This is a genomic window from Acidiferrimicrobium sp. IK (assembly GCF_025499425.1).
Classification (GTDB): domain Bacteria; phylum Actinomycetota; class Acidimicrobiia; order Acidimicrobiales; family Palsa-688; genus Acidiferrimicrobium.
In genome coordinates, this window is record NZ_JAIMCB010000003.1 from 128,017 (window position 1) to 154,059 (window position 26,043).

Genomic DNA, 26,043 nt, shown 5'->3' on the forward strand with positions numbered 1-26,043 from the left:
GGCAGCATAGGGCCGTCCGCTTGGGGTGGTTGGTCCGTTCCGATTTGCGGACCTTCGAGCGGCCAGCTCCCGGCTCGGCTGGCGGTCTGTAGAGCGGTGGCATGCCAAACGTTCACGCATGCCAGCGACATCAACCAGGTAGCCGCCTTGGTGGTGGCGAAGGCCACTGGCACCGAAGAACCGACAGCTGACGAGGGACGGCGGGAAGGACCCGCAGCGGTCGCCTTGGGCCGGAAGGGCGGCCTCCGGGGCGGGAAGGCCCGGGCGGAGAAGATGACGCGGGAGCAACGTTCTGAGGCGGCACGAAAGGCCGACTGCTGGCCGGTGGTCAAGCCGTAGCTGACTCTTCACCCTCGTCGGGTGTCTCGGATGACAGCGGCACCACAAAGGGCAATCTCGGCTGAATCGGCGGAAACGCACGTTCAAATAGGCTCTCAAACTCCGTTTTGTTGCTGGAAATGCGGAGCAGAGTAGTTATTGTTGAGATCTGTTTGTCAAGGTGGGGATTGCCAGTATCGGCAGTCAAAAATTGGTGGAACCGCTTAGATCTATTTCCATGCTCATTCCGTGGATTGAGTCTTCGCAGCTCATCAAGAACCCCCGGCGGCAGTTGCTCATAGATGTACTTGTTCACGAGATGCCCAACGTATGGAGTTCGCTTCGCAGTTCCGGGGCGATACTCCCACCCTTGCAACCTGTAGATCTCGCGAAAGAATTCATCGGGGAACATCTTCGTCCACGGCCGAAGCTCGGCCTGGACGTAACGGGCGAGGATCTGTTGTAGCTCGTTGCGTGCCCGTGTCTCTTGGTAGCCGGTCGCCTCGTCGACCAGGGCCACGATGCCCAGCATCGCCAGCCCACGGACAAGGACTTCAGCCGACGCAGCCGTGTGCCGTTGGCTGGGGACGAGGACTCTCTCTCTGCGAGCCTGTAGGTAGACATCACAGACCATCGGAAGAAGCTCTGCTTGATATCCCCATGCGCGCCCACCTGGTGATACTGGTCGATAAGCGATGGGCGTCGACTTTTCAAGTATGGCGGGTGTGATGAACCTCTGCAGGTTGGCGGCCGAGAGAAAAGGAGGCCGTTTGTCACCTTCCACCCCCCGTCGCGATTTCTCGCTATGCCGGCCCAGCGCAACCAGCATGGTTGCCTGGCTCAGTACCCTTGTGCCGTCTTCTAGCACGGCGCAAGCAATGCTCTGATCTCCAATCTGCAATTCGCCTTCGTGGGTCGCAACATGAAGGTCGCTACCCCATCGGGCAAGCGCTGCGTTCCTCGCAATCTCTTTCCGCTCGTCCTCGGTTAGTCGTTCGGCGCGAGCCTTGCCACCCTTGCTAGCGCCCTGCCGAGACAGTGCGCCGGCGGCGCTGGTTAGGTCTGGCGATTTATCAGGGGCCATCCGATTCTCCTTGCGATGCTTGCTCGGGCAAGGTTACGGTAGCAGGTCACGACACCGCCCGTCTTGGCTAGGAAGAAAGATGCAGGTCAGAGGCCCTGCAGAGCGCTGTTGCCGGCCAACTTGGCCAGGCATGCATGGGCGGGCAAGCAGGGCCGCCCCACGCCTGTGCGAGGGCATGTCGATTCGGGCGACGGTGCGGGTGACCGGGTCCGCCAAGGGCACGATCACCAATGTCCTGCTCGACCTAGGCGTCGCCTGCTCCACCTATCAGGACGTAGCGCTGACGAACCTGTCCTCCAACCGGGTGGAAACCCGACGAGATCGGGTCGTTCGTCGGCGCCAAGGAACGCCACGTCACCGAAGATCACGAATACGGCGACCTGTGAACGTGGGCCGCCATCGACGCCGAGACCAAGCTCATGGTGTCCTGGTTTGTTGGTGAGGGCACCACACAGGACTGCTACGTGTTCCTGTCCGGCGTGCGCTCTCGCTTGCCGCCGGGCCGTCGAATCCAGCTCACCACCGACGGCTTCGCGTCCTACCCGCCGCTCGTGGACGCCTTGTGGGGGAACAACATCGACTACGCCATCGTGGTCAAGGACTAAGGCGCTCAGGGCGGCGACCGCCGTTACAGCCCGGCGGTCTGCACCAGTATCGGGGGAGCGAAAGGTCTGCGGCGACCCCGACTCCGCATGGTGTCCACCAGCTACGTGGAGTGGGCCAACCTCACCATGCGGATGGGCATGCGCCGCTTCACCTGGCTCACTAACGCCTTCTCCCAGAAGGTCGAGACCCACGCCGCTGCCGCCTCTCTCCACTTCATGCACTACAACTTCACTCGGCCCCACGAGACGCTGACCAGGCGCTATGACCGCCCCACCACACCAGCCATGTCAGCCGGCGTCGCCACCTACGCGTGGAGCGACAAGCAGATCGCCGGTCTGCTTGGCCGCTAACTTCCGCGAGTGGTCAGGACGCACTATCGCTCAAACTGACGGACTACTCGCCTGGGGGTGTCAACCTGCCGGCAATGACCTGTCTGCCTGCGATGGCCACAGCCAAACGCATGCACTGACTAGCAAGGATGTAAAGGCCGACCTCTTGTGTAGGTCAGGGAGATCAGGCCCACGGCACCGGTTGGTGCCGGGAACTCGTGGGCTCCGGCTGACAGATCCTCCGTGAGACAACCGAGGTTCGCAGGTCACACCGGACTCGAGCACCCGACCCTACGGTCACGCCAGCGTCACCACCGGTGCTAAGGGCACCACCCACCTACCACCCATCCTGCCTGCCGAATCGCGGGCCCTCGTCGGTATCGCTTTGGACATTCGTTATGTTCGATGGCGCAGATGCGGGAGTTGTGTGCAAGGCTCGACGCCGTGTCGGAGAACAGTGTCGAGCGGATCCACAGCTATCTCGGTGCGTATGTCGCTCACTACCGGTCAGCCTATGGGCGCCTGACGTCGAGACCGCCTCGTGGTGCTGGTTATCCGCCACGACCCCAGCTATCTACGTACCTAGACGACTCTCCGGTCGAGTGCCTCCTCGGCACGAACGGCTGGGCGATTGTGGACAGTGCCGGTATTCCGCGGAATGAGGCATGGCATATCGCCGGCGGCCCCGCGATGATGATTGACTACCAACCTACAGTGGTCCCTGACTCGATCCGTAAACTTTTAGCGGAGCAGGGTATCCTTGGGGGCAACATTGGGATATACCGGATAGTTAGTCCCAAGAAACTACCAATTGAAGTGTGGACAGGAAACTTTCCCGCTCCGCTGGAGGACGTGCAAGCTAACTGCTCTGGTAAGCCCGTGCGAGTTAAGCGTTACAATATTTCATTAGAGGACCTTTTGTCGCGCCTCACCTTCGGCGTCCTAAGCGTCCTGGACTTCCACATCCCTGACGAAGCCTCCCCCTTCTGGATGACTAGGAAATTGCGCAATATTGGATTTACGACTGCCGACCGCAATTACCGCCACTTCTTTCGTTACATAGAGGTAGGAAGACATCTAGATGTCGCAGCTTGGGATCCCAGGTCAACGGCGGCAAGGGTCAGCCTCGACATTCGATGGGACTATGGCGGGGACCTTCAAGACAGTGGCGGGTCCATCACGTTCCTTGGTTCTGCCGACCCACCCAACTTGGACAAGACCCTTGTAGCGCTTGCTGAAGCAATCACGAACCTCGAACGGCTGCTAAACGAGGACCGAGTCGATTCTGAGGATGTGTATCACCAATTCTTGTATGAAAATCCCATATTGATTGACGTGTATGGGTTGGTGGCGTCGAAGCCTCGCTTCCAATATCCAGGGGGACATTCGCCAATCGGCAAGGAGTATGTCGAACCCGATTTTCTCGTTCAGTACCCGGATGACACCTATCGGCTGATCGAATTGGAGCGTCCAGGTAAGCGTCCAGATACGTCCCGAGGAGAAACGCGCGCCCAGCTAACGCAGGCGGCCTTCCAGATCGGGGAGTGGAAGGATTACATAGCGCGGCATGCGAGCCTACTGAATGATGTCTACCCTGGATTGGTCGCAGGAAACTTTCGGACGGCAATCATTCTGGGCAGGGACAGCGCTATTGCGTTGCCGCGAGAGTCGAAGCGATATTTGAGCCTTGTTCGTCAGCAACTCGCCGTCGATGAGATCTTCACTTATGACGCCCTTCTCGATCGCGCCAAGATTGCATATGGGCACCTGTCCGCTCTGACTGTCTGACGTTGAGGTGCTGGCGAGATATCTGGACAAAGGCCAACAGCAGCAGACCGACGTCGGCGGCCCCCGTGCTTGATGGTGGTGTGATAGGCGAAGCCTGCTCAAGCCCACGCTGAGTGGTGCTGACGGCCTCGGCTGCCGGCTGCACGATGGAGCTTGGTGGCGGGTCGGTTACCTGGCGGTCAGACGAAGTATCTTCGCTCGGGTCCACGGGCGGGTCACGACGATCGGCGGGCGGTGCTCGGCGGCGTTTACGGGAAGCCGCCGAGGAAGTGGTCCCGTTGCATCCGCGAAGTCGCCAATAACGTCTGTGGCAGACGTCCGGGGCTTTTCATGCTGTCCGTGTCAGTCCTCGTCCTCCGCTCGTCATCCTGGAGGACGACGCACCGCCTCATCCGCGACGGTAGGCCCTATGTGCCCATCGAGGCGGCCAGGGAGTGTGGCCACGGGCGGGACAGGATCCCTCCGCGGACGTGGCGAAGGCGTTGCCGGTGATCGTAGGGTCCAGTCCAGCGACCGTGCTGCTCCCCGTGGTGGTCGTGCCGTCATTGTCGACCGACACCGTCTCGAGCAGTGCAGGGTGATCGCCCGGCCGCTCTCGCCACCAACCACAGCACAGAAGTTCTCTGATCTCGTGCACCTGAACCTCCCTGGAGCTCATCGCCCCGTTCGTGGGCTGCTGTCGGGTCAGGGTGCGACTTACCTTTCCTTCCGACGGCCCGCTGCTGATGGCGGCGGACGAGGAGGTAACCAGGACTTCCGGGGCTCTCGACCCCCCGGATCGAGAGGAGTACTCGTTGACTGCATGCCCGTTTGCTGCATGGACTTGTCCCGGTGCCGTGACCAAAACGTGACCACGCATAAGGCCTGGTAGCGGCACTGCGTACGCAGTTCTCGGCTTCCAAGTGCGGTAGAAGCCCCCGCCATCAAGCCCACGTGAGCCGCCTGAGCTGCTGTTATGCGGTCGCCGGTTGAATACCCATCGAGATAATCTTCACCCCCTAGACGTGCTTACAAGGCGGTGGTCGGGGGTTCGAGTCCCTCAGCGCCCACTCACAAACCCCCAGCTCAGAGGGGTTTCGTCCCCTGGGTACGTCAGCCGGGGGCTGCCGCCGAAGGGCGCATCGCGCGTCTATCGCGCGGACGGAGGCGTTCGCTGACGGCCTCGGCGGCAGCGCGGTCGGCTTCCGCGGTAGCCCTGGCGTAGATCTGCAGGGTCAGCACCGGCGTCGAATGGCCGCGCCGGCTCTGGACCGTCTTGATGTCGAGGCCGGGCGCAACGAGGGCGGTCGCCGCGTTCGAGCGGAGATCGTGGAAGCGCAGTCCGTCGAGGCCTGCCGCTCGGGTGGCTGGTACCCAGATCCGGTACCGCCAGTTGTTGTACTGCAGCGGGGTACTGTAAGTGGACAGTTACACCGTTGTAGTTACACTCCCCGGACCGGTGTTGCCTGAGATCACCGTCTTGGTTCGGTTGCCGTTGCGGATATTCTCTGCGCCGGTCCCGGCCGGGTCATGCTTGGCGTAGCCGAGATGATCGGTCATCTCCTCGCCCAAGGCCATCTCGATCACCGACTTCGTCAACGACTTGAGCAGCCCGTCAGGCGGTCAGCGACAGGCCCTTCTCCTTGGCCACGCGGACCAGCTCGACCGCGGCCTGCTGCTCCGCGGTCACCTCCGCCGGCGGCTTGCGCTTAGCCATCTCGTCCAGTGTTGCAGTCATGTCTGCACCCTCCTCGCCGAGCTCTCCGCTCAGCGTTTCAGGCCAGAAACACCGTTAGGTGGACATCCCCCACTAGGTGTCCGACCCAGTGGGGGATGCCCATGGGCTAGCCAGGCTTTGTAGAAAGGAGCGCTTGGAGGCGGGTGCGGATAACCACGCTGAGCGCCTCGGGTGCGCCTTCGGCATCGAGTGCGGCCAGGAGGTGCTCGGCGGTGGCGGTGGCGGCCCTGCGGGCTGTTTGGGGAGCGAGCCGCCATCGGACTGCCTCGGCGACAATGTCGTCGAGGGTGACGGCTGAGAGCTTGGTCTTGTGGTTGATGTACATGGCGGCCCGGTCGGGCAGCTTCGGCCACAGCACGGTGGGGACGGTGTCGTAGAGGGGAGCGAGGCAGACGCTTCCTGGGGTGTCGTGCAGCAGGCTGAGGTTCTTGCCGTGAGCGTCCCCGTTGCCTATGGCCACCGTGAACGTGACCACGGCCACAAGCCGTTCCAGTTCGCTGAGCGGTTCGGCGGCCCAGCGATCGAGAAGTGCCGCCACTTCGACCAGGGCGGGGCCGCCCGCCGCCTCGTATTTGCCCTTCCCGCGGTTGGCATCAGGGTCGCGGCCGAGGGCTTGGCAGGCGTCCTCTTGGTGGACCCGCGCCACTGTCCCGTCGGCTTCGACGCGCCGGTCGAAGCGGGACACGATGATGCAGGGGAGTTCTGCGATGGTCGCGAGGGTGACATCGACGCTGGTCAGTCCGACGGTGCGGGCCAGGCGCAGGCAGGCGGCTTCCATGGTGACCAGGCCCGGGTAGCGGCGGTCCTCGATCTTGAGGATGTGGGTCGAGGGTCTGCCGGCGACGGGCCGGCCCCAGCCGTCGCCGTCAGCGATGAGCAGCAGCTTGTTCTGTAGGCCAGCGATGGACAGTTCGCTGTCGTGGTGGACGCCGAGGGGATGGTCTTCGAGGTTGGCGACCTCTTCAGCCAGGCTGACCTGATCGTAGGGCTCGAGGCGGCCCGGGCGGTCCTCCGGCTCAGTGGGCGAGATCACGGTGGCGCCGGCGACGTCGCGGCCGTAGCGCGCGAGCAGGCCGAAGATGTCGATGGTCGAGACCTTCGCCTGGGCGGCGAGAGCCTGCAGGTGCTGGCCTTCGGGGAGCATCCCCTTGAAGTAGACGCCGGCCTTCTGCCGTCTGTCGGTGAGGGGCAGGGAGCACGACAGCACGGGGGTGTTGCGCGGCCATTGCCGCAGGGCCTCCTTGCTGTAGCGGAGGGTGACGTCGCCGGGACCGGAGGTGGTCAGTTCGGCTACCCGGAATCCGTGCAGCCAGACGCCGAGCGGCTCAGGCCGGGCCATTGCCACCATCGAAGGTGATCGTGACGGTGGCTCCGAGCCGGCGAGTCAGCCTGAGGAGATGATCAAGGACGGGGGTCGAACGGCCAGCTTCGAGCTTGGCCAACCAAGGGCGCGACAACCCTCCCTGCTCCGCCAGCTCACTCTGGGTCAGGCCATGAGCGTGCCGGAGCTCGGCTATGGCCCGGCCGAAATCCCCTCCCGAGCGTACGATCCACGTCTGCATCCACACCCTCCAGGTGTATGTGCCTCATCAGGCACATCCTCAGCATACCTCAATTGTGCCTCCTCGGGCACACTTAGCACTCATCTCAGATTGTGCCCGGAGGGTCACATCGGGTTGCCACTGGTGAACCACAACTTGCGCCTTTGACCGGGTCGTCGAGCCGGGGGTCCTGCCGTCAGCTCCGGTCGTGGGCTGAGGGTCTCGTCGAGCAGGAAGGCTGGGACGAGGTGCTGGTCGTCCCCGTCGATGACGAACAGCTGCCGACGCGGACACCACTCGGCGATCAACTGGGAAGCCCAGGCCACCGTGACGCGGCGCCCGGCGGCCAGCTGCTCCACCGTGATAGAGCCACCGGCGCGTAGGTCGGCATGGAGCCGCTCACGACGCCGGGCGGTTTCAACCGCAGCGAGCTCAGGATCGGGGAGTTCGTCCATGCACCGCACGTCCTCCCGCATCACCCCGCCGTCGTGCAAAGCACGACCGGACCAGCCCGGCACAGTGGGTGGAATGAGCCGGTAGTCGCGAGGGCCCAAGCAGTGAAATCACGGGGCCGACCTCGCTTGCACGGCTTCTGCCTTCAGACTTCGCAAGAGCCGAGCAGGGGTCGGTTGCACGGCTACAACACCCGGCCACCCACCGTGGTCATCCGGCCCCGGAAGTGCGGATCCAACAGGGGCGATCCCCGGTCCCGTCCCGCTGAGCGGAACCGCATGGTTGACCCCCCTTCACCGGAACCGAAGGATGGAGCGAGGTACCAGGAGGGAGAGCAGATGGCCGACGCGGGCCGGTGGCAAGGCGCGGCCGATGCGCTGTGGGATGCGCAGCGGGACGGCAAGCCCATCGAACCGCTGAGCGATGACTGGCCGGACTTCGGCGTCGACGACGCGTACCAAGTGCAGCTGGTGAACATCGAGCGGCGCTTGGCGGCCGGCGGTGTCGTCCGGGGCCACAAGGTCGGGTTGTCTTCCCGGGCCATGCAGCAGATGCTCGGCGTCCACGAGCCCGACTACGGCCACCTCCTCGACGACATGTTCTTCTACGAGCACGACCCCATCGACACCGGACGGTTCATCCAGCCCCGCGCCGAGATCGAGGTCGCGGTGGTGCTACGTACCGGCCTGGCGGGTCCCGGCGTAACCGTGGCCGACGTGCTCCGGGCCGTGGACTTCCTCCTACCGTCGATCGAGATCGTCGACTCGAGAGTGGTCGACTGGCGGATCCGGATCCAAGACACGATCGCCGACAACGCCTCATCGGCAGGTGTCGTGCTCGGCGGTCGCCCCACCAGCCTCAGCGGGCTGGACCCGGCCCTGATCGGCGCCTTGCTGCGCAAGAACGGAGAGATTGTCGAGACCGGCTGCAGCGGCGCGGTTCTCGGCAACCCGATAACCGCGGTGGCGTGGCTGGCCAACAAGGTGGCCGCCTTCGGAGTGACCCTCGAAGCCGGCCAGATCGTGATGCCCGGCGCTTGCACCCGGATGGTCGAGGTCGCGCCCGGCGACGTCATCCGCGCCGAGTTCGACGTGCTCGGCGACGTGACCGCCCGCTTCTGCTGACCCACCCGCTCGACACCACGGAGGTCCCATGACAAACAAGGTCACCGCCGCCATCGTCGGTCCCGGCAACATCGGGACCGACCTGCTCTACAAACTCCTGCGCTCCGAGGTCATCGAGCCCCGCTACATGGTCGGGGTCGACCCGGACTCAGCCGGCCTGCGCCTGGCCGCCGACCTCGGGCTGGAGGCCTCCAGTGACGGCGTCGACTGGCTCCTCGCCCGGCCGGAGCCGCCGGCGCTGGTCTTCGAGGCCACCAGCGCCTACGTCCATGTCCGCAACGCGCCCCGCTACGAGGAGGCCGGGATTCGAGCCATCGACCTGACGCCAGCGGCCCGAGGGCCCTACGTGGTGCCCCCGGTGAACCTCCACGAGCACATCGGCGCCATGAACCTCAATATGGTCACCTGTGGCGGCCAGGCCACCATCCCGATGGTGCACGCGGTGAGCCGGGTCGCCCCGGTCGACTACGCCGAGATCGTCGCCACTGTCGCCTCCGCTTCGGCCGGGCCCGGGACCCGCAACAACATCGACGAGTTCACCCGGACCACATCCAGGGCGGTAGAGGTCCTCGGGGGTGCAGGTCGCGGGAAGGCCATCATCATCCTCAACCCGGCCGATCCTCCGCTGATCATGCGGGACACCATCTACTGCTCGCTCGACCCGGCGACCGACCGGGGCAAAGTCGCCCAGTCGGTGCGCGACATGGTTGTCGAGGTCCAGGGCTATGTGCCCGGCTACCGGCTGCGCGGCGAGCCGCAGTTCGACGACAGCGACGGATCCCTAAGAGTGGCGATCTTCATCGAGGTCGAGGGAGCCGGGGACTTCCTGCCGCCGTACTCCGGCAACTTGGACATCATGACCGCCGCCGCGACCAAGACCGGTGAGGAGCTGGCCTCGGCCCTCCTCGGCGCGAGGAGCTGACCGCATGCCCTACTCCGACACCCTCGACATCCGACTCACCGACACCAGCCTCCGTGACGGGTCCCACGCCAAGCGCCACCAGTTCACCGTCGACCAGGTGCGCTCCACTGTGAGCGCCCTCGACGCGGTCGGCATGCCTGTGATCGAGGTCAGCCACGGCGACGGGCTGGGCGGATCGTCCTACAACTACGGGCTGTCACTCACCGACGAGATGGCCCTCATCGACACCGCAGTGCAAACCGCCACCCGGGCCAAGATCGCCGCGTTGATGCTGCCCGGGTTGGGCACCAAGGACGACATCAAGATGGCCGCGGACCTGGGCCTGTCGATCATCCGCGTCGCCACCCACTGCACCGAGGCCGACATCTCGATCCAGCACTTCGGGCTGGCCAGGGAGTTGCAGCTCGAGACGGTCGGGTTCTTGATGATGGCGCACAGCCAGCCCCCAGAGGTCCTGGCCGCGCAGGCCCGCATCATGGCCGACGCCGGTTGCCAGTGCGTTTATGTCGTCGACTCCGCTGGTGCGATGATCCTCGAGGACGCCGGCCGGAGGGTCGAAGCGGTGCGCGCCGAGCTGGGCGACGACGCCCAGGTCGGCTTCCACGCCCACGAGAACCTGGGGCTGTCGGTGGCCAACACTGTCAGCGCGGTTCGGGCCGGAGCGCTTCAGATAGACGGTTCGACCCGTTCCTTCGGCGCCGGCGCCGGCAACACGCCCCTCGAGTGCTTCGTCGCCGTCGCGGAGCGACTCGGGATCCGAACCGGGATCGACGTCCTCGGACTGCTCGACGTGGCCGAGGACGTAGTGCGCCCGATCATGGACGCCGAGTGCGTCAAGGATCGCCTGGCGATCATCATGGGATACGCGGGCGTCTACTCGTCGTTCCTCAAGCACGCCTACCGGGCGGCGGACCGCTACGACGTCAGCGGCGCGGAGATCCTCCTCGAGTGCGGCCGCCAGCACCTCGTCGGCGGCCAGGAGGACCAGATCATCCACATCGCCGCGACGCTGGCCGAGGCTGGTCCGCTGGCGGAAGCCGCCCGGTGAGCGAGGACCTCGTCGGCGCCTGCGCAGACATCCTCGACGCCGCCGTCGCTCGCCGCGCCGCCATCCCCCGGTTGAGTGAGGCGTACCCGGAGTTGACCGTCGAGGACGCCTACCGGGTCCAAGACGAGCGCACCCGCCGGCGGGCGGACCGGGGAGACCCGGTCATCGGCGTCAAGCTCGGGCTCACCTCGCGGGCCAAGCAATCCCAGATGCAGCTCGACCAGCCCGTCTACGGCCGGATCTTCGCCAGCACCGTCCACCCGGCCGAAACCCCAGTACGCACCGGCACCCTCATCCACCCCAGGGTCGAGCCGGAGATCGTGTTCGTCATGGGCGAACGCCTAGAAGGCCCAGGGGTAACCGCCGCCGACGTCATGGCGGCCACCGAGGGAATCTGCTGTGGGCTGGAGATCCTCGACTCCCGCTTCGCCGACTTCTCGTTCGCCGCGCCGGACGTGATCGCCGACAACACCTCCGAGGCGGGAGTGGTGCTCGGGCCGCGGGTCCTCGACCCGTCATCGCTCGACCTGCGCCTCCTCGGCTTGATCCTCGAACAAGACGGCGACCCCTCGATGACCGCCGCCGGCGCGGCGTGTCTAGGGCATCCGGCCGAGGCGGTCGCCCTCCTCGCCAACTGGCTGGCAGGTCGCTCCGAAGCGGTGGAGGCTGGCTGGCTGGTCTTCTCCGGTGGGCTTACACCGTCGGTCCCGTTGGAGCCCGGCCACTCCGTCGCGGCAACCTTCGCCCACCTCGGATCGGTGAGCGTCCGCGCCGTCTGACCGGAGCGGCGAAAAGGTACGGTCGAACTCGCTGGCGGATGGCTACCGTGCCCCGATGACCGACTCCCAGCCCGTGGCCTTTCCCCCGGCGCTCGCGGACCTGGCGGCGGTGACCGAGAGGCTGGCCGCGGCCGGCTGCGTGGCCGCCGACGAGGAGGCCGGCGAGCTGCTCACCGCCGCTGGCGGCGACCCCGGGCGGCTGGAGGCGCTCGTCTCCCGGCGGGAGGGAGGCGAGCCGCTGGCGTGGATCACCGGGTGGGTGGCCTTTGGGCCCACCCGGGTACAGGTCGAGGCCGGCGTGTACGTCCCCCGGGCCCAGACCGCAGCGTTGGCAGAGCGGGCCGCGAAGCTGTTGCCGCCCAACGGCCTGGCAGTCGATCTGTGCACCGGTTCGGGGGCCATCGCCGTCGCGATCGGCAACTCCCGGCCGGACGCTCGGGTGGTGGGGACCGACATCGATCCGCTGGCGTGCCGGTGCGCTGCGGCCAACGGCGTCGAGGTGTACGAGGGCCACCTCGCTGATCCTCTGCCCGCCGCCGTCGCCGGAGCCTGCGACGTGGTGGTCGGAGTCGTGCCCTACGTCCCCACCGACGCCATCGAATACCTGCCCCGTGACGCCCGCGACCACGAACCGCGCCTGGCCCTCGACGGGGGCCCCTCCGGCGTGCGCCTGCTCGTCGCGGCCGTCCGCGCCGCGGGAGCGCTGCTGCGCCCCGGCGGCACGTTGCTGCTGGAGCTGGGCGGCGACCAGGACCGCGAGCTGGCCGAGCCGCTCGCGGCGGCGGGCTTCGGGACGGCCCGCCGCCACGTCGACGAGGACGGAGACCTGCGCGGCCTAGAGGCCCGCCGGCTCACCGGCCGTGGTCGCCGACGGTGACGGACCGTCGCAAGGCGTGCTGTCGTCACCTACGCTGAATCCGACGGTACGGACCGACGACCCCGATACCGACCTTCCGGAGGGACCCAATGGAACCGTTGAGCGCACCGACCAGCCCGCCCGCCGATGCCATCCCGGCCACCGCAGACGTGGCGGCCGTCGTCGCTGGCCTGCGCAAGACCTTCTCGACCGGCCGCACCCGCGACCTCGAGTGGAGGCTCGAGCAGCTCCGCAACATCGAGCGGCTGGTAGCCGAACGGGAGCAGGAGCTCGCCGCGGCGCTGGCCGCCGACCTCGGACGGCCCCCGGTGGACGCCTGGCTTGGGGACGTGGCCCCGGTGGCGGCCGAGGCCAGGTACGCCCGCAAGCACCTCAAGGGATGGACCCGCCCTACCCGCACCGGCCTGCCGCTGTCGATGCGGCCAGGCAAGGCGTTCTACCGTTACGAGCCGCTCGGCACGGTGCTGGTCATCGGGCCTTGGAACTACCCCGTCTACCTGACCCTCGGACCGCTGATCGGGGCCGTCGCGGCGGGGAACTGCACGGTCATCAAACCGTCGGAGCACGCCCCGGCGGTGTCGGCGGCTCTGGCCCGCCTCGTCCCCGAGTACCTCGACAGCGACGCCGTCGCAGTGCTGCAAGGCGACGCATCAGCGACCCAGGCCCTGCTCGCGCAGGGGGTGGACCACGCCTTCTTCACCGGCGGCCCGGAGATCGGCAAGCTGGTCATGGCGGCCGCCGCCCCGCACCTCACCCCGGTCACTTTGGAGCTGGGCGGCAAGAGCCCCACCGTCGTCACCCGCTCGGCTGACATCGACGTGGCGGCCCGCCGGATCGCATGGACCAAGCTGCTCAACTCCGGCCAGACCTGCGTCGCCCCGGACTACGTCCTAGTCGACGCCGCGGTGCGCGACGAGCTGGTGGACAAGGTGGGGCGCAGCGCCGAGCAGTTCGCCGGCGGCTCCCTCGGCAAGCTCCCGATCGTCAACCGGCGCCAGTACAACCGTCTGGCCGGACTGCTCGGCGACGCAGGCGGCCAGGTGGCACTCGGCGGTGGTCTCGACGCCGACCGGGGGGCCATCGAACCGACGATCGTCGTCGACCCCGACGTCGCCGCGCCGCTCATGACCGAGGAGATATTCGGCCCGATCCTCCCGGTGGTCACCATCAACTCCCTGAGCGAAGGCATCGACTTCGTGGTCAGCCGCCCCAAGCCGCTCGCCGCCTACCTGTTCAGCAACGACAAGACCGAGCAGCGCCGGTTCGTCGACGAGGTCAGCGCCGGGGGGATCGTCATCAACCACGCAGCGATGCACGTCCTCGCCCCCAACCTGCCCTTCGGCGGGGTAGGCACGAGCGGCATGGGCGCCTACCACGGGCGCTGGGGGTTCGAGACGTTCAGCCACCGCAAGTCGGTGCTGGTCAAACCGGCCCGTCCCGACCTCAAGCTGCCGTACCCGCCGTACTCGGCCCGGGCCGAGAAGCTCCTGCGCCGGTTCTTCTAGGCCGGGCGGGCGGCGGGCAGGTGGACCTCGACGCGTTCCGGCGCTCGGCCCGGCAGTGGCTGGCGTCTGAGGCCACCGACGCCCCGCCCGACTACGGCGCCATCGTCCCCGAGCAGTGGGCCGACGCCGGCCGCCGGTGGCAGCGACACGTCCACGACAGCGGGTTCGCCGGTATCCACTGGCCGGTCCGCTTCGGCGGGCGGGGTCTCTCCCCGGCCCACACGTCGGTGTGGGTGGAGGAGTGCGCCCGGGCCGGGGTGCCTCCTTACCTCAACATGGTCGGTTTGGTCCTGACCGCCGAGGCCCTCCTCGCGTTCGGAACCGAACGCCAGCAGTCCGCCCACCTGCCCGCACTGGCCAGCGGTGCCGCCCTGTGGTGCCAGATGTTCTCCGAACCCGACGCCGGCAGCGACTTGGCCCATCTGCGGACGGTGGCCATCCGCGACGGGGAGGGGTGGCGCCTCGAGGGGCAGAAGGTGTGGACATCAAACGCCCACTTCGCGGACTGGGCGATCTGCCTGGCTCGCACCGACTTGGAGGCACCGGCTCACCGAGGCCTGTCGTTGTTCCTCCTCGACGTGCACAGCCCGGGCGTGACAGTCCTGCCGCTGCGGCAGATGACCGGCCAGCGGGAGTTCGCGCAGGTCGTGCTCGACGGGGTGGCCGTTCCGTCCGAAGCGCTCCTCGGCGACGTGAACGGCGGGTGGCGCGTCACGATGTCCACGCTCGGCCACGAGCGCGACCACGTCGGCGGCCTGGTCATCTCCATGAACCACCAGATCGCCGAGACCGTCCGCTACCTCGACGAAGCGACCCCGGTAGCCAAAGACCGCGCCGTGCGGCTGTGGACCCGCGGCCGCGCCCTCGGCCATCTCGGCCAGCAGCGGGCCCGGCTCGGGGACGCCGGCGCCTCCCTGATGAAGCTCGGGGTGACCGGACTTGGCCTCGAGCACGCCGACCTGACCGCGGCCCTAGCCGGCCCCGCCGCCACCGTGTCGGGCCCGGCTGCGTCCCGTGTCGGGGCGGCGCCGGCGCTGGGCATCGCTGGTGGAACCACGGAAGTGCAAAAGTCGATCATCGCCGAGCGGCTGCTCGGGCTGCCCCGGTGAAGCGAGACCGTCGAGGTCTGCCGCAACGTTCACCCTGACGCCCCCTACCATGCTGGGTACGTCCCCACAGGAGGCTGCAGCAAATGTTCCGTCACCACGCCGACCGCCCCGATCCCGCGCTCCAAGCCGCCAGGGCAGAGGCCGAGTCGCTGCTCGGTCGGCTGAGCCACGACGTGTCGACGCTCGACGACGGCGGTGATCCCACCAACCGCCAGGCCCTGGCCGACGCGGCCGAGCGTTACAACACCGCCGGCGCCCAGATGGGCGAGGCGACAACGGTGGGCGAGATAAACGTGGTGCGCAACATCGCCATCGAGGGCCTCCATTCCACCAGGCTGGTCCGCACCCGACTAGGCCTCGACCCCGGCCCGGAGCCGGCCGCCATCCCAGTCACCCCGCCGCCGGCCGAACTCCCACAGCAACCGGCGTGGGGCGGCCGCAGGAGCGGCAACGGGCTGGGCGGAGCGCTCGGCGCTGGACTGGCCGGAGGTCTGCTCGGGATGCTCGGCGGCGAAGTCCTCGGTGAGGTCTTCGACGGCGACCAAGGCGGTGGCGACTGGGGCGGAGGCGGCGGATGGGGCGGCGACAACGACGGCGGGGGCTGGTAGGACCACCAAGCTCCCGGCGGGCCCCCGCAGCCTGGTTCGGGGGCTGGGCGCCCCCCGGTCAGGGCTTGCTGGTTGCGCCGCTGTCGTCGGCGACGGCCGCTTCCTCGTCGGCTGAACCGGCGCCGTCAGACCCGGTGCTGGCAGCACCCGCCCCGAGCTGACCGGGCTCGCTACTGGTCCCAAGCGCAGAAGGCTGCGCCGTGCCGGCGCTCAACTCGGCCAGGATCGCGTCCGCCTCGCTGGTCAGCTCCGCGTGGTGGACGTGCATCTCCTGCACTTCGGGACTGGCGCTCGACAGCTCCGTCTGGGCCTGGGCTTCGGCGAACTGGCCGGCGACCTTCTGGCGGATCTCGTCGAAGCTCGGTGCGTTGCCTTCCCCGGTCAGGTCGCTGAGCTGCTTCATGCTCGACGCCATCTCCTGCTGCATCCGGGTCTGATCGATCTGGGCCCGGATGGTCGAGCGCTCATTGACCTTCTGCTGGAGCTGGAACGCCGACTCCGACACGGCCTGGCGGGCGTCGGCGGCGGCTGCCTCCAGTTGCGGGATCTGAGCGCTCAGCCCCTGGATCTGGTCCCGCAGCCCCGCGATCTTCGTAGCGAAGGTCCGAGCCGCGTCGAGGTTCCCCTGCTGCTGCGCGGCCATCGCCGACTTGGTGTAGCGGGCCTCCTGAGTCGACAGCTCCGCGAGGCGCATCTTGGCCAGCTTGTCCTGGGCGATGACGTGGCTGGCCGCCGCCTCCAGATCCCGGTGGTGAGCTTGCAGCTCGCTGATGGCCTGCTCCAGCTGCACCTTCGGGTCGGCATGGGCGTCGAGGGTGGTCTGGGCCTTCGCTTGGGCGTAGCTGTTCGCCCGCTTGAACATCTTGCCCCACGACATGAGGGTGCTCCTTTTGCATCGGCCCCGGCTCGGCTGCCGAGGCTGCCACCGGCGGATCGGTCTTGGGCACCAGCATCGCGCCGCCGGCGTGACTTCTCACGCCGATCCGCGGCGGTACGCTCCAGGGGCCCTCCCGCGTCGCGGTCGCGCCGCTGCGGGCTTCCCCCCCATGAGCTTGAGCACGGCCGACCTGGCCACCCACCTGGTCTCGGACCTCGGCTACTGGGGTCTGTCCGCGGGTCTGTTCCTGGACAGCTTCGGTGTCCCGGTCCCATCCGAGGTCCTGATCCCTCTGGCTGTCGTCGGAGCAGCACAGGGACACCTCGACTTGTGGGCGGTTGCCGTGGTGGCGGTCGTCGCGCAGGTCGCGGGCGCGACGGTGAGCTATGTGATCGGTCGGCGCGGCGGGGTGCCCGCAGTCCGTCGGTTCGGGCGTTACGTGCTGCTCTCCCCGCAGCACCTAGAGCGCGCCGAGCGAGTGTTTGCCCGCTACGGCGGGTGGATCGCCGCGGTGGGGCGGTGCCTGCCGGTGGTCAGAGGCCTGATCGGCTTCCCGGCCGGTGCAGCCCACATGCCGCTCGGGCGGTTCGTGGCCTGGACCGCGGTCGGCTCGGTCGCGTGGACCGGGGTCCTGGTGGGGCTCGGGGAGCTACTCAGCACCAACCTGGGGCTCATCGACCGAGTGTTCAACCAGGTGTCCGTCGCCTTCGTGGTGGCTCTGGTCGCCGCGGCCGTTCTCTACGTCAGGCGCGCACGGCGCAGGCGGCCGGCGCCCGTCGAGGAGACGCCGAGCGAGACCGAGGCCCGTGCGGCCGCCGCGGCACCTCGCTGTCCCCGCTGAGGAAGTGAGACTAGAGTATCGTTTCGTCGCAGGGCCTTTGAGAGGGAAGAGGCCCCGACGAGGAGGACTGCTGTGACCGTGATCGAAGGGGTCGACATCGACCTGTCTGCGCCCGAGTTCTGGAGCCTGCCGTGGGCGGAGCGCGAGCGCGGCTACCAGTTGCTTCGCCAGCACCAACCCCTCGCGTTCTTCGAGGAGCCCGACCAGATCCCCGGCCTCGACCAGCCGAAAGGCCCCGGCTACCGGGCGGTGGTCCGCCACGCCGACGTGCTCGAGGTGTCGCGACGGCCGGCCACGTTCTGCTCCGGGCAGGGCGCCACGAGTGTCATCGACATGCCGGCTGATCTCAACGAGTTCTACGGGTCGCTGATCAGCATGGACGACCCCCGCCACGCCCGGCTCCGGCGGATCGTCTCGGGCGCGTTCACGCCGCGCATGCTCCAGCGGATCCTTGATCAGGTGGAGCACACCGCGGCCGAGGTCCTCGACGGCATCGACCGGTCCTCCGTCGACCTGGTGGCTGACATCGCCGCTCCTTTTCCCCTCCTCGTCATCCTCGACATGATGGGCGTGCCGCGAAGCGAGCGGGGAATGATCCTTGAATCGGCCAACGCCATCCTGTCGGGCGGCGATCCCGACTTCCTGCCGCCGGGCAAGGACTTCCTGACCGCCATCCTCGAGGCCGGCATGAACCTCTCGGCGCTGATGGAACCCCTCGCCGCCGCCCGCCGCGACGTGCCGACCGACGACTTGGTATCAGCGCTCATCCACGCCGACGTCGAGGGAGAGCCGATCACCGATCAGGAGGTGGTGTCGTTCTTCATCCTGCTGCTCGTCGCGGGCAGCGAGACCACCCGCACGGCCGTCTCCCATGGCGTGTGGGCGTTCGCCGAGCACCCCGAGCAGCGGCAGATCTGGGTGGACGACTTCGACGCTGTCGCCCCGACCGCGGTCGACGAGATCGTCCGTTGGGCGACCCCGGTCATCTCCATGCGCCGCACCGTCACCGAGGACGTGACCCTGGCCGGCACCGATCTCCACGCCGGCGACAAGCTGCTTCTCATGTATGCCGCGGCCAACCGCGACGAGGCGGTGTTCGACAACCCGCACACATTCGACGTCCGCCGCAGCCCCAACCCTCACGTCGGCTTCGGCGGCCCCGGTCCCCATTTCTGCCTCGGCGCTCACCTGGCCCGCCGGGAGATCACCGTCATGTTCCGGGAGCTGTTCCGCCGCTACCCCGACCTGACCGTCACCGACGCGCCGGCCCAGCTGCAGTCGGCGTTCATCAACGGCATCAAGCGGCTGCCCGTCGACCTCGGTCGCTGACCGGCCGATCTGGCTGGCGCGCCCCTCCCGGGCGTCCTGTTGGTCTGGTTGTCCCGCCCACCCGGGCGGCCCCGCTCGCAGTAAGGAGACTCACCATGTATGCCTGGTCCGAAGAGCACGAGATGATGCGCAGCGCGGTGCGCCAGTTCGTCGAGAAGGAGGTCGCCCCCCACCAGGAGGCGCTCGAGCACGGCGACATGCCTCCCTACGACATCCTGCGCAAGATGTTCGCGACCTTCGGCCTCGACACCGCGGCCAGGGAAAGCTTCGAGCGCAGGATGGAACGCGAAGCCAACGCCTCGACATCCGGCGGGTCAGACTCCGAGAGCTCCCACGCCAGTGGCTCGGACTCGGGGGGCGGGCGCGACGCTGCCATGAGCCTCATCCCAACCATCGAGCTGTGCCGTTACTGCCCGGGGATGGTCACCGCTCTTGGAGTGTCCGTCGGCCTCACCGCAGCGGCGATAGCGAGCAAGGGCACCCCCGCGCAGAAGCGGCGCTGGGTCCCGGACCTGCTCAGCTTGAAGACCATCGGCTCCTGGGCCATCACCGAGCCAGGGTCGGGATCCGATGCTTTCGGCTCGATGCGCTCCACGGCCCGCCGCGACGGCGACGAGTACCTCCTGAACGGGTCGAAGACGTTCATCACCAACGGTCCCTTTGCCGACACGATCGTGTTCATCTGCAAGCTGGACGAGGGCGCCAGCGCCGGCGGGGTTTCGTCGGATCAAGAGCGCAAGGACCGCAAGGTCCTGTCGTTCGTCCTCGACCGTGGCATGCCCGGCCTCGAGCAGTCCCCTCCGCTTCGCAAGATGGGGATGCACTCGTCGCCGACCGGGCAGCTGTTCCTCACTGATGTCCGCGTCGGGCGGGACCGGCTGATCGGCGAGACCGAGGAAGTCAGTGGCGGCGGGCGCGACGGCGCCAAGGTCACCTTCGCCCAGGAGCGGGCCGGAGTGGCGGCCATGGCGCTCGGGATCATCGAACAGTGCCTCGAGCTGTCGGTGGCCTACGCCAAAGACCGTGAGCAGTTCGGCCAGCCGATCGGCCAGTTCCAACTGATCCAGGAGAAGCTGGCCCGCATGGAGGTGGCTCGGCTCAACACCCAGAACCTGGTCTACCGCTACATCGAGATGACCGAGGCCGGCCGTCCCCTGACCCTGGCCGAAGCCTCGGCCATGAAGCTCTACACGGCCCGGGCTGCGTCGGAGGTGGCGATGGAGGCCGTGCAGCTCTTTGGCGGCAACGGCTACATGGCCGAGTTCCGCGTCGAGCAGCTGGCCCGGGATGCGAAGGTTCTCCAGATCTACGCCGGCACCGACGAGATCCAGATCACCCACATCGCCAAGGACCTTCTCAGGCGGTAAGGGGCGCGGGCTGCCGGCGGGTAGGGATCGGCTGGGGCGACGGGGGCCGGCGGGGAGCTGCCGCTGGAACGTGGCGGTCGGGGGGAGAGGTCCGCGGGTTGGTCGGGGGTCGCCTCCAGATGGATCCCGCGACACACCTGCGTCTTAAGGGCGAGGTCTGACGCGGTTTGCCTGGCCTTTTCCGGGGATAGCCGCGTCAAATGGCCGCCCTCCGGCCTAGGTCTGTCGCGGGAAACCCGCCGACCGCCGGCCGCCTGGCTCGCCACCCGGGCCGCCCGGCCCGCCAGCCGCACCCAGCGGCAGAGCACCCCCCAGCCAGCGGCAGAGCACCCCCCAGCCAGCGGCAGAGCACCCCCCAGCCAGCGCCGGAAGCCACCCGCCGGCCGGCGGATGGCGTCACCCCTCGGCGAGCATCCCGGTGAAGAGCAGCTGCAGCGTCTCGGTGCTGCGCCGGCGCATCGTCTCGGGCGTCCCCAGCCAGGTGGCCGTTGCGCTGCAGAGCGCGGCGATGACCACCCAGGCGATGAAGTCGGGGTTGGGCTTGGCCACCACCTCGCCCCTCGTCTGGCCGGTGCGGATGATCGAGGACACCAGCACGTGGAGCTCCGGCTGGCTGGCGCCGGCGCCGGCCGCCAGGCTCACCGTGTGGATGTACTCCTCGGCCATCTCGCGCAGCCCCGCTCCGGACGAGGACCAGGCGTCGCTGATCGTGAGCTGCACCTCGCGCAGCGCTTCGGCGGTGCTCGGCGATGCCAGCCGCTCGACCCGGGAACGGGCCTCGCCGGCGAGGCGGAGGTTGAACTCCTCCAGCAGGCCGGACTTGGTGCCGTAGAGCCGGAAGAACGTGGCCCGCCCCACGTCGGCCCGCGCGCAGATGTCCTCGACGGTCACCGCCGAGTATCCCCGCTCCGCGAACAGCTCCAGCGCGGCGTCGTAGATCCGGCTGCGGTTGGTCTGCTTGGTCTGCTCGCGGCGGGACAGCTGGGTCGCGTTGGCGCCAGGCTCCAGTCCGGGGTCAACGGTCATCGTGGCCGCGATGGTAGACACCCAGCGCCGGACGTGACGGCGAAACTGAGATGTCAGTATCATTTGGTCTGTTCGCCCACACGGGGTTGAAGTGCAGACAGGAGCTCGGACATGACCACTGCGGTAATCGTTGACGCGGTACGCACGCCCGGCGGCAAGCGCAACGGCAAGCTCTCGGGGTGGCACCCCGTTGATCTGGCCGCCGAGACGCTCAAGGCGCTGGTCGAGCGCAACGACCTCGACCCCGCGCTCGTCGAGGACGTGATTATGGGCTGCGTCATGCAGGTCGGGGCCCAGGGCCTCAACGTGGCCCGCAACGCCGCTTTGGCCGCCGGTTTCCCTGAGGACGTCGTCGGCACGACGATCGACCGCCAGTGCGGATCGTCGCAGCAGGCTGCGCACTTCGCGGCCCAGGGCGTGATGGCCGGTGCCTATGACGTCGTCATCGCCGCCGGCGTCGAGGTCATGAGCGTGGTCCCGATGGGAGCGTCGGCGATGGTCCCCAACGTGGGCGTCCCCTTCGGTCCGCGGGTCGGTTTGCGCTACGAGCCCGTCGGCGGCTTGGTGCCGCAGGGGATCTCGGCGGAGATGATCGCCGACAGGTGGAACCTCTCACGCGAGGACCTCGACGCGTTCGGTGCTCTCAGCCAGGAGCGTGGCCAGGTGGCCACCGCCGAAGGGCGCTTCGAGCGGGAGATCCTGCCGGTCAAGAGCCGCCTGAAGGACAAGGAGACGGGCAACGTCATCGAGTCAGACGACCTCCTCACCGCGGATGAGGGCCTTCGCCCCGGGACCACCGTCGAGACGCTCGCCAACCTGAAGCCGGCGTTCAAGGCAGACGGCAAGGTGACCGCCGGCAACAGCTCGCAGATCACCGACGGAGCGTCCGCCGCTTTGATCATGAGCGAGGAGCGCGCCGCCGCCCTCGGCCTCACGCCCCGCGCCCGGTTCCACAGCTTCGCCCTGGCCGGTGTCGACCCGGTGACCATGCTGACCGGTCCCATCCCCGCCACCACCAAGATCCTCGAGAAGTCCAAGCTCACCCTGGACGACATCGACCTCGTCGAGATCAATGAGGCGTTCGCCTCCGTCGTCTTGGCGTGGGAGAAGGAACACCACCCGGACATGGCCAAGGTCAACGTCAACGGTGGTGCCATCGCCCTCGGCCACCCGCTCGGCGCCTCCGGGACCAAGCTGCTGGCCACGCTGCTCTGCGAGCTGGAGCGCACCGGCGGTCGTTACGGGCTGCAGACGATGTGCGAGGGCGGTGGCATGGCCAACGCCACCATCATCGAGCGACTCGGCTGACCTCCCGGGGCGTCCCGGCCGCGGTGGACCGCCGCGGCCGGGACACCCCACGCCGCCGCCCGCCTGCGGCGTATCAGGCGCCCGCCCGCGGCGTACTAGGCGCCCGCCCGCGGCGCCCGGCGCGCCAGCCCGGAATACCGCAACGACTCTGACTCAACTCGTAAGGTCCGCTCGTGAACCTCGACCCCCGCACTCCCGTCATCGTCGGTGTCGGCCAGATCAGCCAGCCTGAGCTGCCCGCACCCGAGCCGGTGGCCCTCATCGCAGAGGCCGCCCGCCTGGCCGGTGACGACGCCGCCGCCCCCAGCCTCCTCGGGTCGCTCGACTCGATCCGGATCGTCAACCTGCTCAGCCGGGCGTACCCCGATCCAGCGGCCCTCGTCGCCGGCCTGCTCGGAGCGACTCCCCGAGAGACGGTCGCCACCACCGCTGGCGGCAACACCCCGCAGGTGCTGCTCAACCGGACAGCCGAGGACATCATGGCCGGACGGCTCGACGTGGCGCTCATCGGCGGCGCCGAGTCCTGGCGGACCCGCTCGTGGTACAAGGCCCGTGGAGAAAAGGCGCCGTGGTCTCAGCAGGACGCGGCCACCACACCCACGGTGACTGTGGGCGAGGAGCTGGTCCTCGCCGCCGCCGAGGAGTTAGCGCTCGGCCTCGGCGCGCCGGTGCAGTTCTATCCCATGTTCGAGACGGCGCTGATGGTGTCGGCGGCCGCTGCGGGCACCAAGCCCGACGATCACCTCTCCGGCGCGGCCGCACTTTGGGCCCGGTTCTCCGCGGTGGCGGCGACCAACCCGTATGCCGCCCTGCCCGCGGCCCTCACCGCCAGCCAGATCGCGACGCCGACCCCCGACAATCGCTACATCGGCTGGCCGTACACCAAGCGGATGAACTCCAACAACAACGTCGATCAGGCCGCGGTGGTGATGATGTGCTCGGTGGAGGCCGCGGTCGCAGCCGGCGTGCCACGGGACCGCTGGGTGTTCCTCCACGCCGGTTCCCGCGCCAGCGACCAGGTGGACGTCATCCGCCGTGACCGCCTGGACGCATCGCCGGCGATCCGAGCCGTCGGGCGCGACACACTGGCGCTGGCCGGTATTGGAGTGGACGACCTGGAGCTGGTGGACCTCTACTCCTGCTTCCCCTCCGCGGTGCAAGTGGCGGCCCGCGAGCTTGGCCTGGACCTGCAACGGGACTTGACCGTCACTGGCGGCCTCACATTCGCCGGCGGCCCGTGGAACAACTACGTCACCCACGGCATCGCCACCATGGTGGAGCGGCTGCGGGCCCGGCCCGACGCGTACGGTCTCTGCACCGCCAATGGCGGCAACCTGACCAAGCACGCCGCCGGCGTCTACGCCGCGTTCCCGCCGGCGACGCCGCCGCGCTTCGGGCACCCCCAGGAACAGGTGGACGCCACGCCCAGGCGCGCTGTCGCCCCCCGGGGGTGGCAGGGGAGCGGCCGCCTGGAGGCCTGGACGGTGATGCACGACCGAGCCGGCCAGCCCGAGGTCGCGTTCGCGTACGGGCTGACCGGGGACGGGGCGCGCTTGGTCGGCGCCAGCCGCGACTCGGACCTGCTCGCGGCGCTGGCCGGCGGCACGGCGATGTCGTCGCTCTCCTCCGTCGGGCCTCCGGTCGCGGTGTGGGACGGCGACGGCGGCTTCGCCCTGTAGCCGTCGCCGCCGGGCAGGCCCGAAGCGTCAGCCGATGACCAGCCCTCCGTCGACGGGGATCGTCGCCCCGGAGATGTAGCCGGCCGCGTCCGAAGCCAGGAACACGACCGCAGCCGCCAGCTCCTCTGGGTCGCCGACGCGTCCGGCGGCGACGGTGCCGATCCGGCTGTCCAGGTAGCCGGCAGGGTACTGCTCGGTCATCTCGGAGGGGAAGAAGCCGGGGGCGACGCTGTTGACCCGGATTCCCTTCCTGGCGGTCCACTGCGACGCCAGGTCCCTGGTCAACCCGTCCAGACCGGCCTTCGACGCGCTGTACGCGGCCTGGGGCAACCCGGCGGTCACCAGGCCGAGGACGCTCGAGACATTGATGATGCTGCTGCCTCGACCCATCCGCCGGGCCGCCGCCTGGGCCATCCAGTAGGCGCCGTTCAAGTTGACGTCGATCACCGACCGGAACTGCTCGGGGGTCTCCCGCGACGCCGGCACCGCCGTGCCGATGCCGGCGTTGTTGACCAGGATGTCCACCCGGCCGAAGGCCTCTTCGGCGGCGTGGGCCAGGGCTTCGCAGTCTTCCGGCCGGCTGACATCGGTAGCGGCGGTCACCACCCGACGCCCGGCGGCCTCCACCAGGGCGGCAGTGTCGGCCAGGCGATCGACGCGCCGGGCTCCGATGGCCACGTCCGCGCCGGCCTCGGCCAGGGCCTTGGCGAAGGCCACCCCGAGTCCCGACGACGCACCGGTGACAATGGCAACCCGCCCATCGAGGCGGAAAAGGTCAAGTACAGCCACTAGATCTCCCTCTCCCCGCCGGTCGTGCACCGCCGGCGATGACGTCGGGCGAACCCTACCGTCGAGCCCGCCGCGCCGCCGCCTCAGCGCGCTGTCCGCCGGCGCGGCGACGGACCGGGCGCCCGGTCGCTGGATGCAGGGTGGGTTCGGCGGGCGGCGGTTGTTCGGCTCACCGAAGGGAACACATCGGGAGATCGAAGTGGGTGAAGCCGCTCCCGGTGGGGGATGCTGGAGGGCATGGCTACTGTCACCGGCGAAGCGGTGCGCACAGGACCGTTCGGCCTGCTGCGACGGTTCACCAGCGGGCCGACCCCCGCCCCCCATCGCCACCGCGACGTGCAAGGCGGGGCGTTTCGTGCCTCGGTCCTCGGCGCCGGTGACGGGCTGATCACCAACGTGTCGCTGGTCCTCGGTGTTGCGGGCGGCAACTCGGCCGGCGGCGCAGTACGCCTGGCGGGGATCGCCGGGATGCTCGCCGGTGCGTGCTCGATGGCCGCCGGCGAGCTGGTGTCGGTCCGGGCCCAGCAGGAGCTGGTGGAGCGGGAGATCGCCGTCGAGCGCGCGGAGCTGGCGGAGGAGCCCGAAGCCGAGCAGCGAGAGCTGGCCGCCATGTACCGGGCCCGGGGGGTCACCCCCGACGACGCCGAGATCGTCGCTCGGATCCTCTCGTCCAACCCGGCCGTCGCCCTCGACACCCACACCCGCTTGGAGCTCGGCGTGGACCCCAACCAACAGGGGCAGGCCGGGCGGGCCGCCGTCGCGTCTTTCCTGTCCTTCGGGATCGGCGCCCTGCTGCCGTTGCTGCCCTGGTTTTTCACTCACGGCACCCCGGCCGTGTTGGCGTCGATCGCCATCGGAGCGGTGGTGGCGGTGGTGCTCGGCGCCGCGATCGGGTCCTTCAGCGGCCGGGGCAAGACCCGCGTCGCCCTCCGGCAGCTGGCTGCCGCGATCGTCTCCGCCGGCATCACGTTCGGTGTCGGCGCCCTCTTTGGGGTGGGGACGAGCTGAGCGCTGCCGTC

Annotated in this window: 25 protein-coding genes and 1 pseudogene; 17 read left to right on the top strand and 9 right to left on the bottom strand. The window is 68.4% G+C overall.

Annotation, left to right across the window (positions count from 1 at the left end; all coding sequences use genetic code 11):
• Nucleotides 1-328 precede the first annotated feature (328 nt).
• Nucleotides 329-1,402: a P63C domain-containing protein gene (locus K6U06_RS06230; RefSeq protein WP_262321042.1), complete on the bottom strand. Its 1,074-nt coding sequence runs from the start codon at nucleotides 1,400-1,402 to the stop codon at nucleotides 329-331.
• Nucleotides 1,403-1,821: 419 nt separating this feature from the next.
• Between K6U06_RS06230 and K6U06_RS06235 the strand changes: the two genes are divergently transcribed.
• The 3 genes from K6U06_RS06235 (at nucleotide 1,822) to K6U06_RS06245 (ending at nucleotide 4,125) form a co-directional block, all read left to right on the top strand.
• The gene (locus tag K6U06_RS06235; RefSeq protein ID WP_262321043.1) at nucleotides 1,822-2,007 is read left to right on the top strand and encodes a hypothetical protein; all 186 of its coding nucleotides are present in this window, start codon (nucleotides 1,822-1,824) and stop codon (nucleotides 2,005-2,007) included.
• 87 nt (nucleotides 2,008-2,094) lie between these two features.
• The gene (locus tag K6U06_RS06240; protein ID WP_262321044.1) at nucleotides 2,095-2,358 is read left to right on the top strand and encodes a hypothetical protein; all 264 of its coding nucleotides are present in this window, start codon (nucleotides 2,095-2,097) and stop codon (nucleotides 2,356-2,358) included.
• 384 nt (nucleotides 2,359-2,742) lie between these two features.
• The gene (locus K6U06_RS06245) at nucleotides 2,743-4,125 is read left to right on the top strand and encodes a DUF4263 domain-containing protein (RefSeq protein ID WP_262321045.1); all 1,383 of its coding nucleotides are present in this window, start codon (nucleotides 2,743-2,745) and stop codon (nucleotides 4,123-4,125) included.
• Between the two features lie 1,092 nt (nucleotides 4,126-5,217).
• On the opposite strand, the gene K6U06_RS24635 is transcribed toward K6U06_RS06245, so the two are convergent.
• The 5 genes and pseudogenes from K6U06_RS24635 to K6U06_RS06260 all read right to left on the bottom strand — a co-directional run bounded on the left by K6U06_RS24635 (nucleotide 5,218) and on the right by K6U06_RS06260 (nucleotide 7,877).
• Nucleotides 5,218-5,532 carry a tyrosine-type recombinase/integrase gene (locus K6U06_RS24635; protein WP_410051000.1) on the bottom strand — a complete coding sequence of 105 codons (315 nt, stop codon included), beginning with the start codon at nucleotides 5,530-5,532 and terminating at the stop codon, nucleotides 5,218-5,220.
• Between the two features lie 15 nt (nucleotides 5,533-5,547).
• Nucleotides 5,548-5,842: pseudogene (locus K6U06_RS06250) on the bottom strand (transposase); the annotation flags it as partial.
• A gap of 106 nt (nucleotides 5,843-5,948) precedes the next feature.
• The gene (locus K6U06_RS06255) at nucleotides 5,949-7,181 is read right to left on the bottom strand and encodes a HipA domain-containing protein (RefSeq protein WP_262321046.1); all 1,233 of its coding nucleotides are present in this window, start codon (nucleotides 7,179-7,181) and stop codon (nucleotides 5,949-5,951) included.
• Nucleotides 7,168-7,404 (bottom strand): helix-turn-helix domain-containing protein, encoded by a 237-nt coding sequence (locus tag K6U06_RS24640; RefSeq protein WP_410050992.1) that lies wholly within the window; start codon nucleotides 7,402-7,404, stop codon nucleotides 7,168-7,170. The genes K6U06_RS06255 and K6U06_RS24640 overlap by 14 nt, the downstream gene beginning before the upstream one ends.
• A 104-nt stretch (nucleotides 7,405-7,508) precedes the next feature.
• A complete protein-coding gene (locus K6U06_RS06260) occupies nucleotides 7,509-7,877 on the bottom strand; it encodes a hypothetical protein (RefSeq protein WP_262321047.1) in 369 nt (122 codons plus the stop codon).
• Between the two features lie 297 nt (nucleotides 7,878-8,174).
• On the opposite strand from K6U06_RS06260, the gene K6U06_RS06265 reads away from it, so the two are divergent.
• The 8 genes from K6U06_RS06265 (at nucleotide 8,175) to K6U06_RS06300 (ending at nucleotide 15,808) form a co-directional block, all read left to right on the top strand.
• Nucleotides 8,175-8,960 (top strand): 2-keto-4-pentenoate hydratase, encoded by a 786-nt coding sequence (locus K6U06_RS06265; RefSeq protein ID WP_262321048.1) that lies wholly within the window; start codon nucleotides 8,175-8,177, stop codon nucleotides 8,958-8,960.
• 28 nt (nucleotides 8,961-8,988) lie between these two features.
• Entirely contained in the window at nucleotides 8,989-9,882 is an 894-nt protein-coding gene (locus tag K6U06_RS06270) for an acetaldehyde dehydrogenase (acetylating) (protein ID WP_262321049.1), read from the top strand.
• Between the two features lie 4 nt (nucleotides 9,883-9,886).
• Entirely contained in the window at nucleotides 9,887-10,930 is a 1,044-nt protein-coding gene (gene dmpG, locus K6U06_RS06275; protein WP_262321050.1) for a 4-hydroxy-2-oxovalerate aldolase, read from the top strand.
• Complete coding sequence (locus tag K6U06_RS06280; protein ID WP_262321051.1) at nucleotides 10,927-11,709, top strand: 2-keto-4-pentenoate hydratase; 783 nt, start codon at nucleotides 10,927-10,929, stop codon at nucleotides 11,707-11,709. The genes dmpG and K6U06_RS06280 overlap by 4 nt, the downstream gene beginning before the upstream one ends.
• A 55-nt stretch (nucleotides 11,710-11,764) precedes the next feature.
• Complete coding sequence (locus K6U06_RS06285) at nucleotides 11,765-12,586, top strand: N5-glutamine methyltransferase family protein (protein WP_262321052.1); 822 nt, start codon at nucleotides 11,765-11,767, stop codon at nucleotides 12,584-12,586.
• A gap of 89 nt (nucleotides 12,587-12,675) precedes the next feature.
• Nucleotides 12,676-14,091 (top strand): aldehyde dehydrogenase family protein, encoded by a 1,416-nt coding sequence (locus K6U06_RS06290; RefSeq protein WP_410050993.1) that lies wholly within the window; start codon nucleotides 12,676-12,678, stop codon nucleotides 14,089-14,091.
• Nucleotides 14,092-14,111: 20 nt separating this feature from the next.
• Nucleotides 14,112-15,200: an acyl-CoA dehydrogenase family protein gene (locus K6U06_RS06295; protein WP_262321054.1), complete on the top strand. Its 1,089-nt coding sequence runs from the start codon at nucleotides 14,112-14,114 to the stop codon at nucleotides 15,198-15,200.
• An 83-nt stretch (nucleotides 15,201-15,283) separates the two neighbouring features.
• Complete coding sequence (locus tag K6U06_RS06300; protein WP_262321055.1) at nucleotides 15,284-15,808, top strand: hypothetical protein; 525 nt, start codon at nucleotides 15,284-15,286, stop codon at nucleotides 15,806-15,808.
• Nucleotides 15,809-15,866: 58 nt separating this feature from the next.
• Here the strand turns inward: K6U06_RS06300 and K6U06_RS06305 are convergent, their stop codons facing one another.
• A complete protein-coding gene (locus tag K6U06_RS06305; RefSeq protein ID WP_262321056.1) occupies nucleotides 15,867-16,685 on the bottom strand; it encodes a PspA/IM30 family protein in 819 nt (272 codons plus the stop codon).
• A gap of 169 nt (nucleotides 16,686-16,854) precedes the next feature.
• Here K6U06_RS06305 and K6U06_RS06310 point away from each other — a divergent pair, with 169 nt between their 5' ends.
• The 3 genes from K6U06_RS06310 to K6U06_RS06320 all read left to right on the top strand — a co-directional run bounded on the left by K6U06_RS06310 (nucleotide 16,855) and on the right by K6U06_RS06320 (nucleotide 20,222).
• Entirely contained in the window at nucleotides 16,855-17,526 is a 672-nt protein-coding gene (locus tag K6U06_RS06310) for a DedA family protein (protein WP_262321057.1), read from the top strand.
• Nucleotides 17,527-17,598: 72 nt separating this feature from the next.
• Nucleotides 17,599-18,855: a cytochrome P450 gene (locus K6U06_RS06315; protein WP_262321058.1), complete on the top strand. Its 1,257-nt coding sequence runs from the start codon at nucleotides 17,599-17,601 to the stop codon at nucleotides 18,853-18,855.
• A 95-nt stretch (nucleotides 18,856-18,950) separates the two neighbouring features.
• Nucleotides 18,951-20,222 carry an acyl-CoA dehydrogenase family protein gene (locus K6U06_RS06320; RefSeq protein WP_262321059.1) on the top strand — a complete coding sequence of 424 codons (1,272 nt, stop codon included), beginning with the start codon at nucleotides 18,951-18,953 and terminating at the stop codon, nucleotides 20,220-20,222.
• Between the two features lie 396 nt (nucleotides 20,223-20,618).
• Here the strand turns inward: K6U06_RS06320 and K6U06_RS06325 are convergent, their stop codons facing one another.
• A complete protein-coding gene (locus K6U06_RS06325; protein WP_262321060.1) occupies nucleotides 20,619-21,248 on the bottom strand; it encodes a TetR/AcrR family transcriptional regulator in 630 nt (209 codons plus the stop codon).
• 111 nt (nucleotides 21,249-21,359) lie between these two features.
• Between K6U06_RS06325 and K6U06_RS06330 the strand changes: the two genes are divergently transcribed.
• Entirely contained in the window at nucleotides 21,360-22,556 is a 1,197-nt protein-coding gene (locus tag K6U06_RS06330; RefSeq protein WP_262321061.1) for a thiolase family protein, read from the top strand.
• Between the two features lie 173 nt (nucleotides 22,557-22,729).
• Entirely contained in the window at nucleotides 22,730-24,235 is a 1,506-nt protein-coding gene (locus tag K6U06_RS06335; RefSeq protein ID WP_262321062.1) for an acetyl-CoA acetyltransferase, read from the top strand.
• Nucleotides 24,236-24,262: 27 nt separating this feature from the next.
• On the opposite strand, the gene K6U06_RS06340 is transcribed toward K6U06_RS06335, so the two are convergent.
• On the bottom strand, nucleotides 24,263-25,024 hold the full coding sequence (locus tag K6U06_RS06340) for an SDR family NAD(P)-dependent oxidoreductase (RefSeq protein ID WP_262321063.1): 762 nt from the start codon (nucleotides 25,022-25,024) through the stop codon (nucleotides 24,263-24,265).
• A gap of 237 nt (nucleotides 25,025-25,261) precedes the next feature.
• Between K6U06_RS06340 and K6U06_RS06345 the strand changes: the two genes are divergently transcribed.
• Complete coding sequence (locus K6U06_RS06345; RefSeq protein ID WP_262321064.1) at nucleotides 25,262-26,032, top strand: VIT1/CCC1 transporter family protein; 771 nt, start codon at nucleotides 25,262-25,264, stop codon at nucleotides 26,030-26,032.
• Nucleotides 26,033-26,043: the final 11 nt, after the last annotated feature.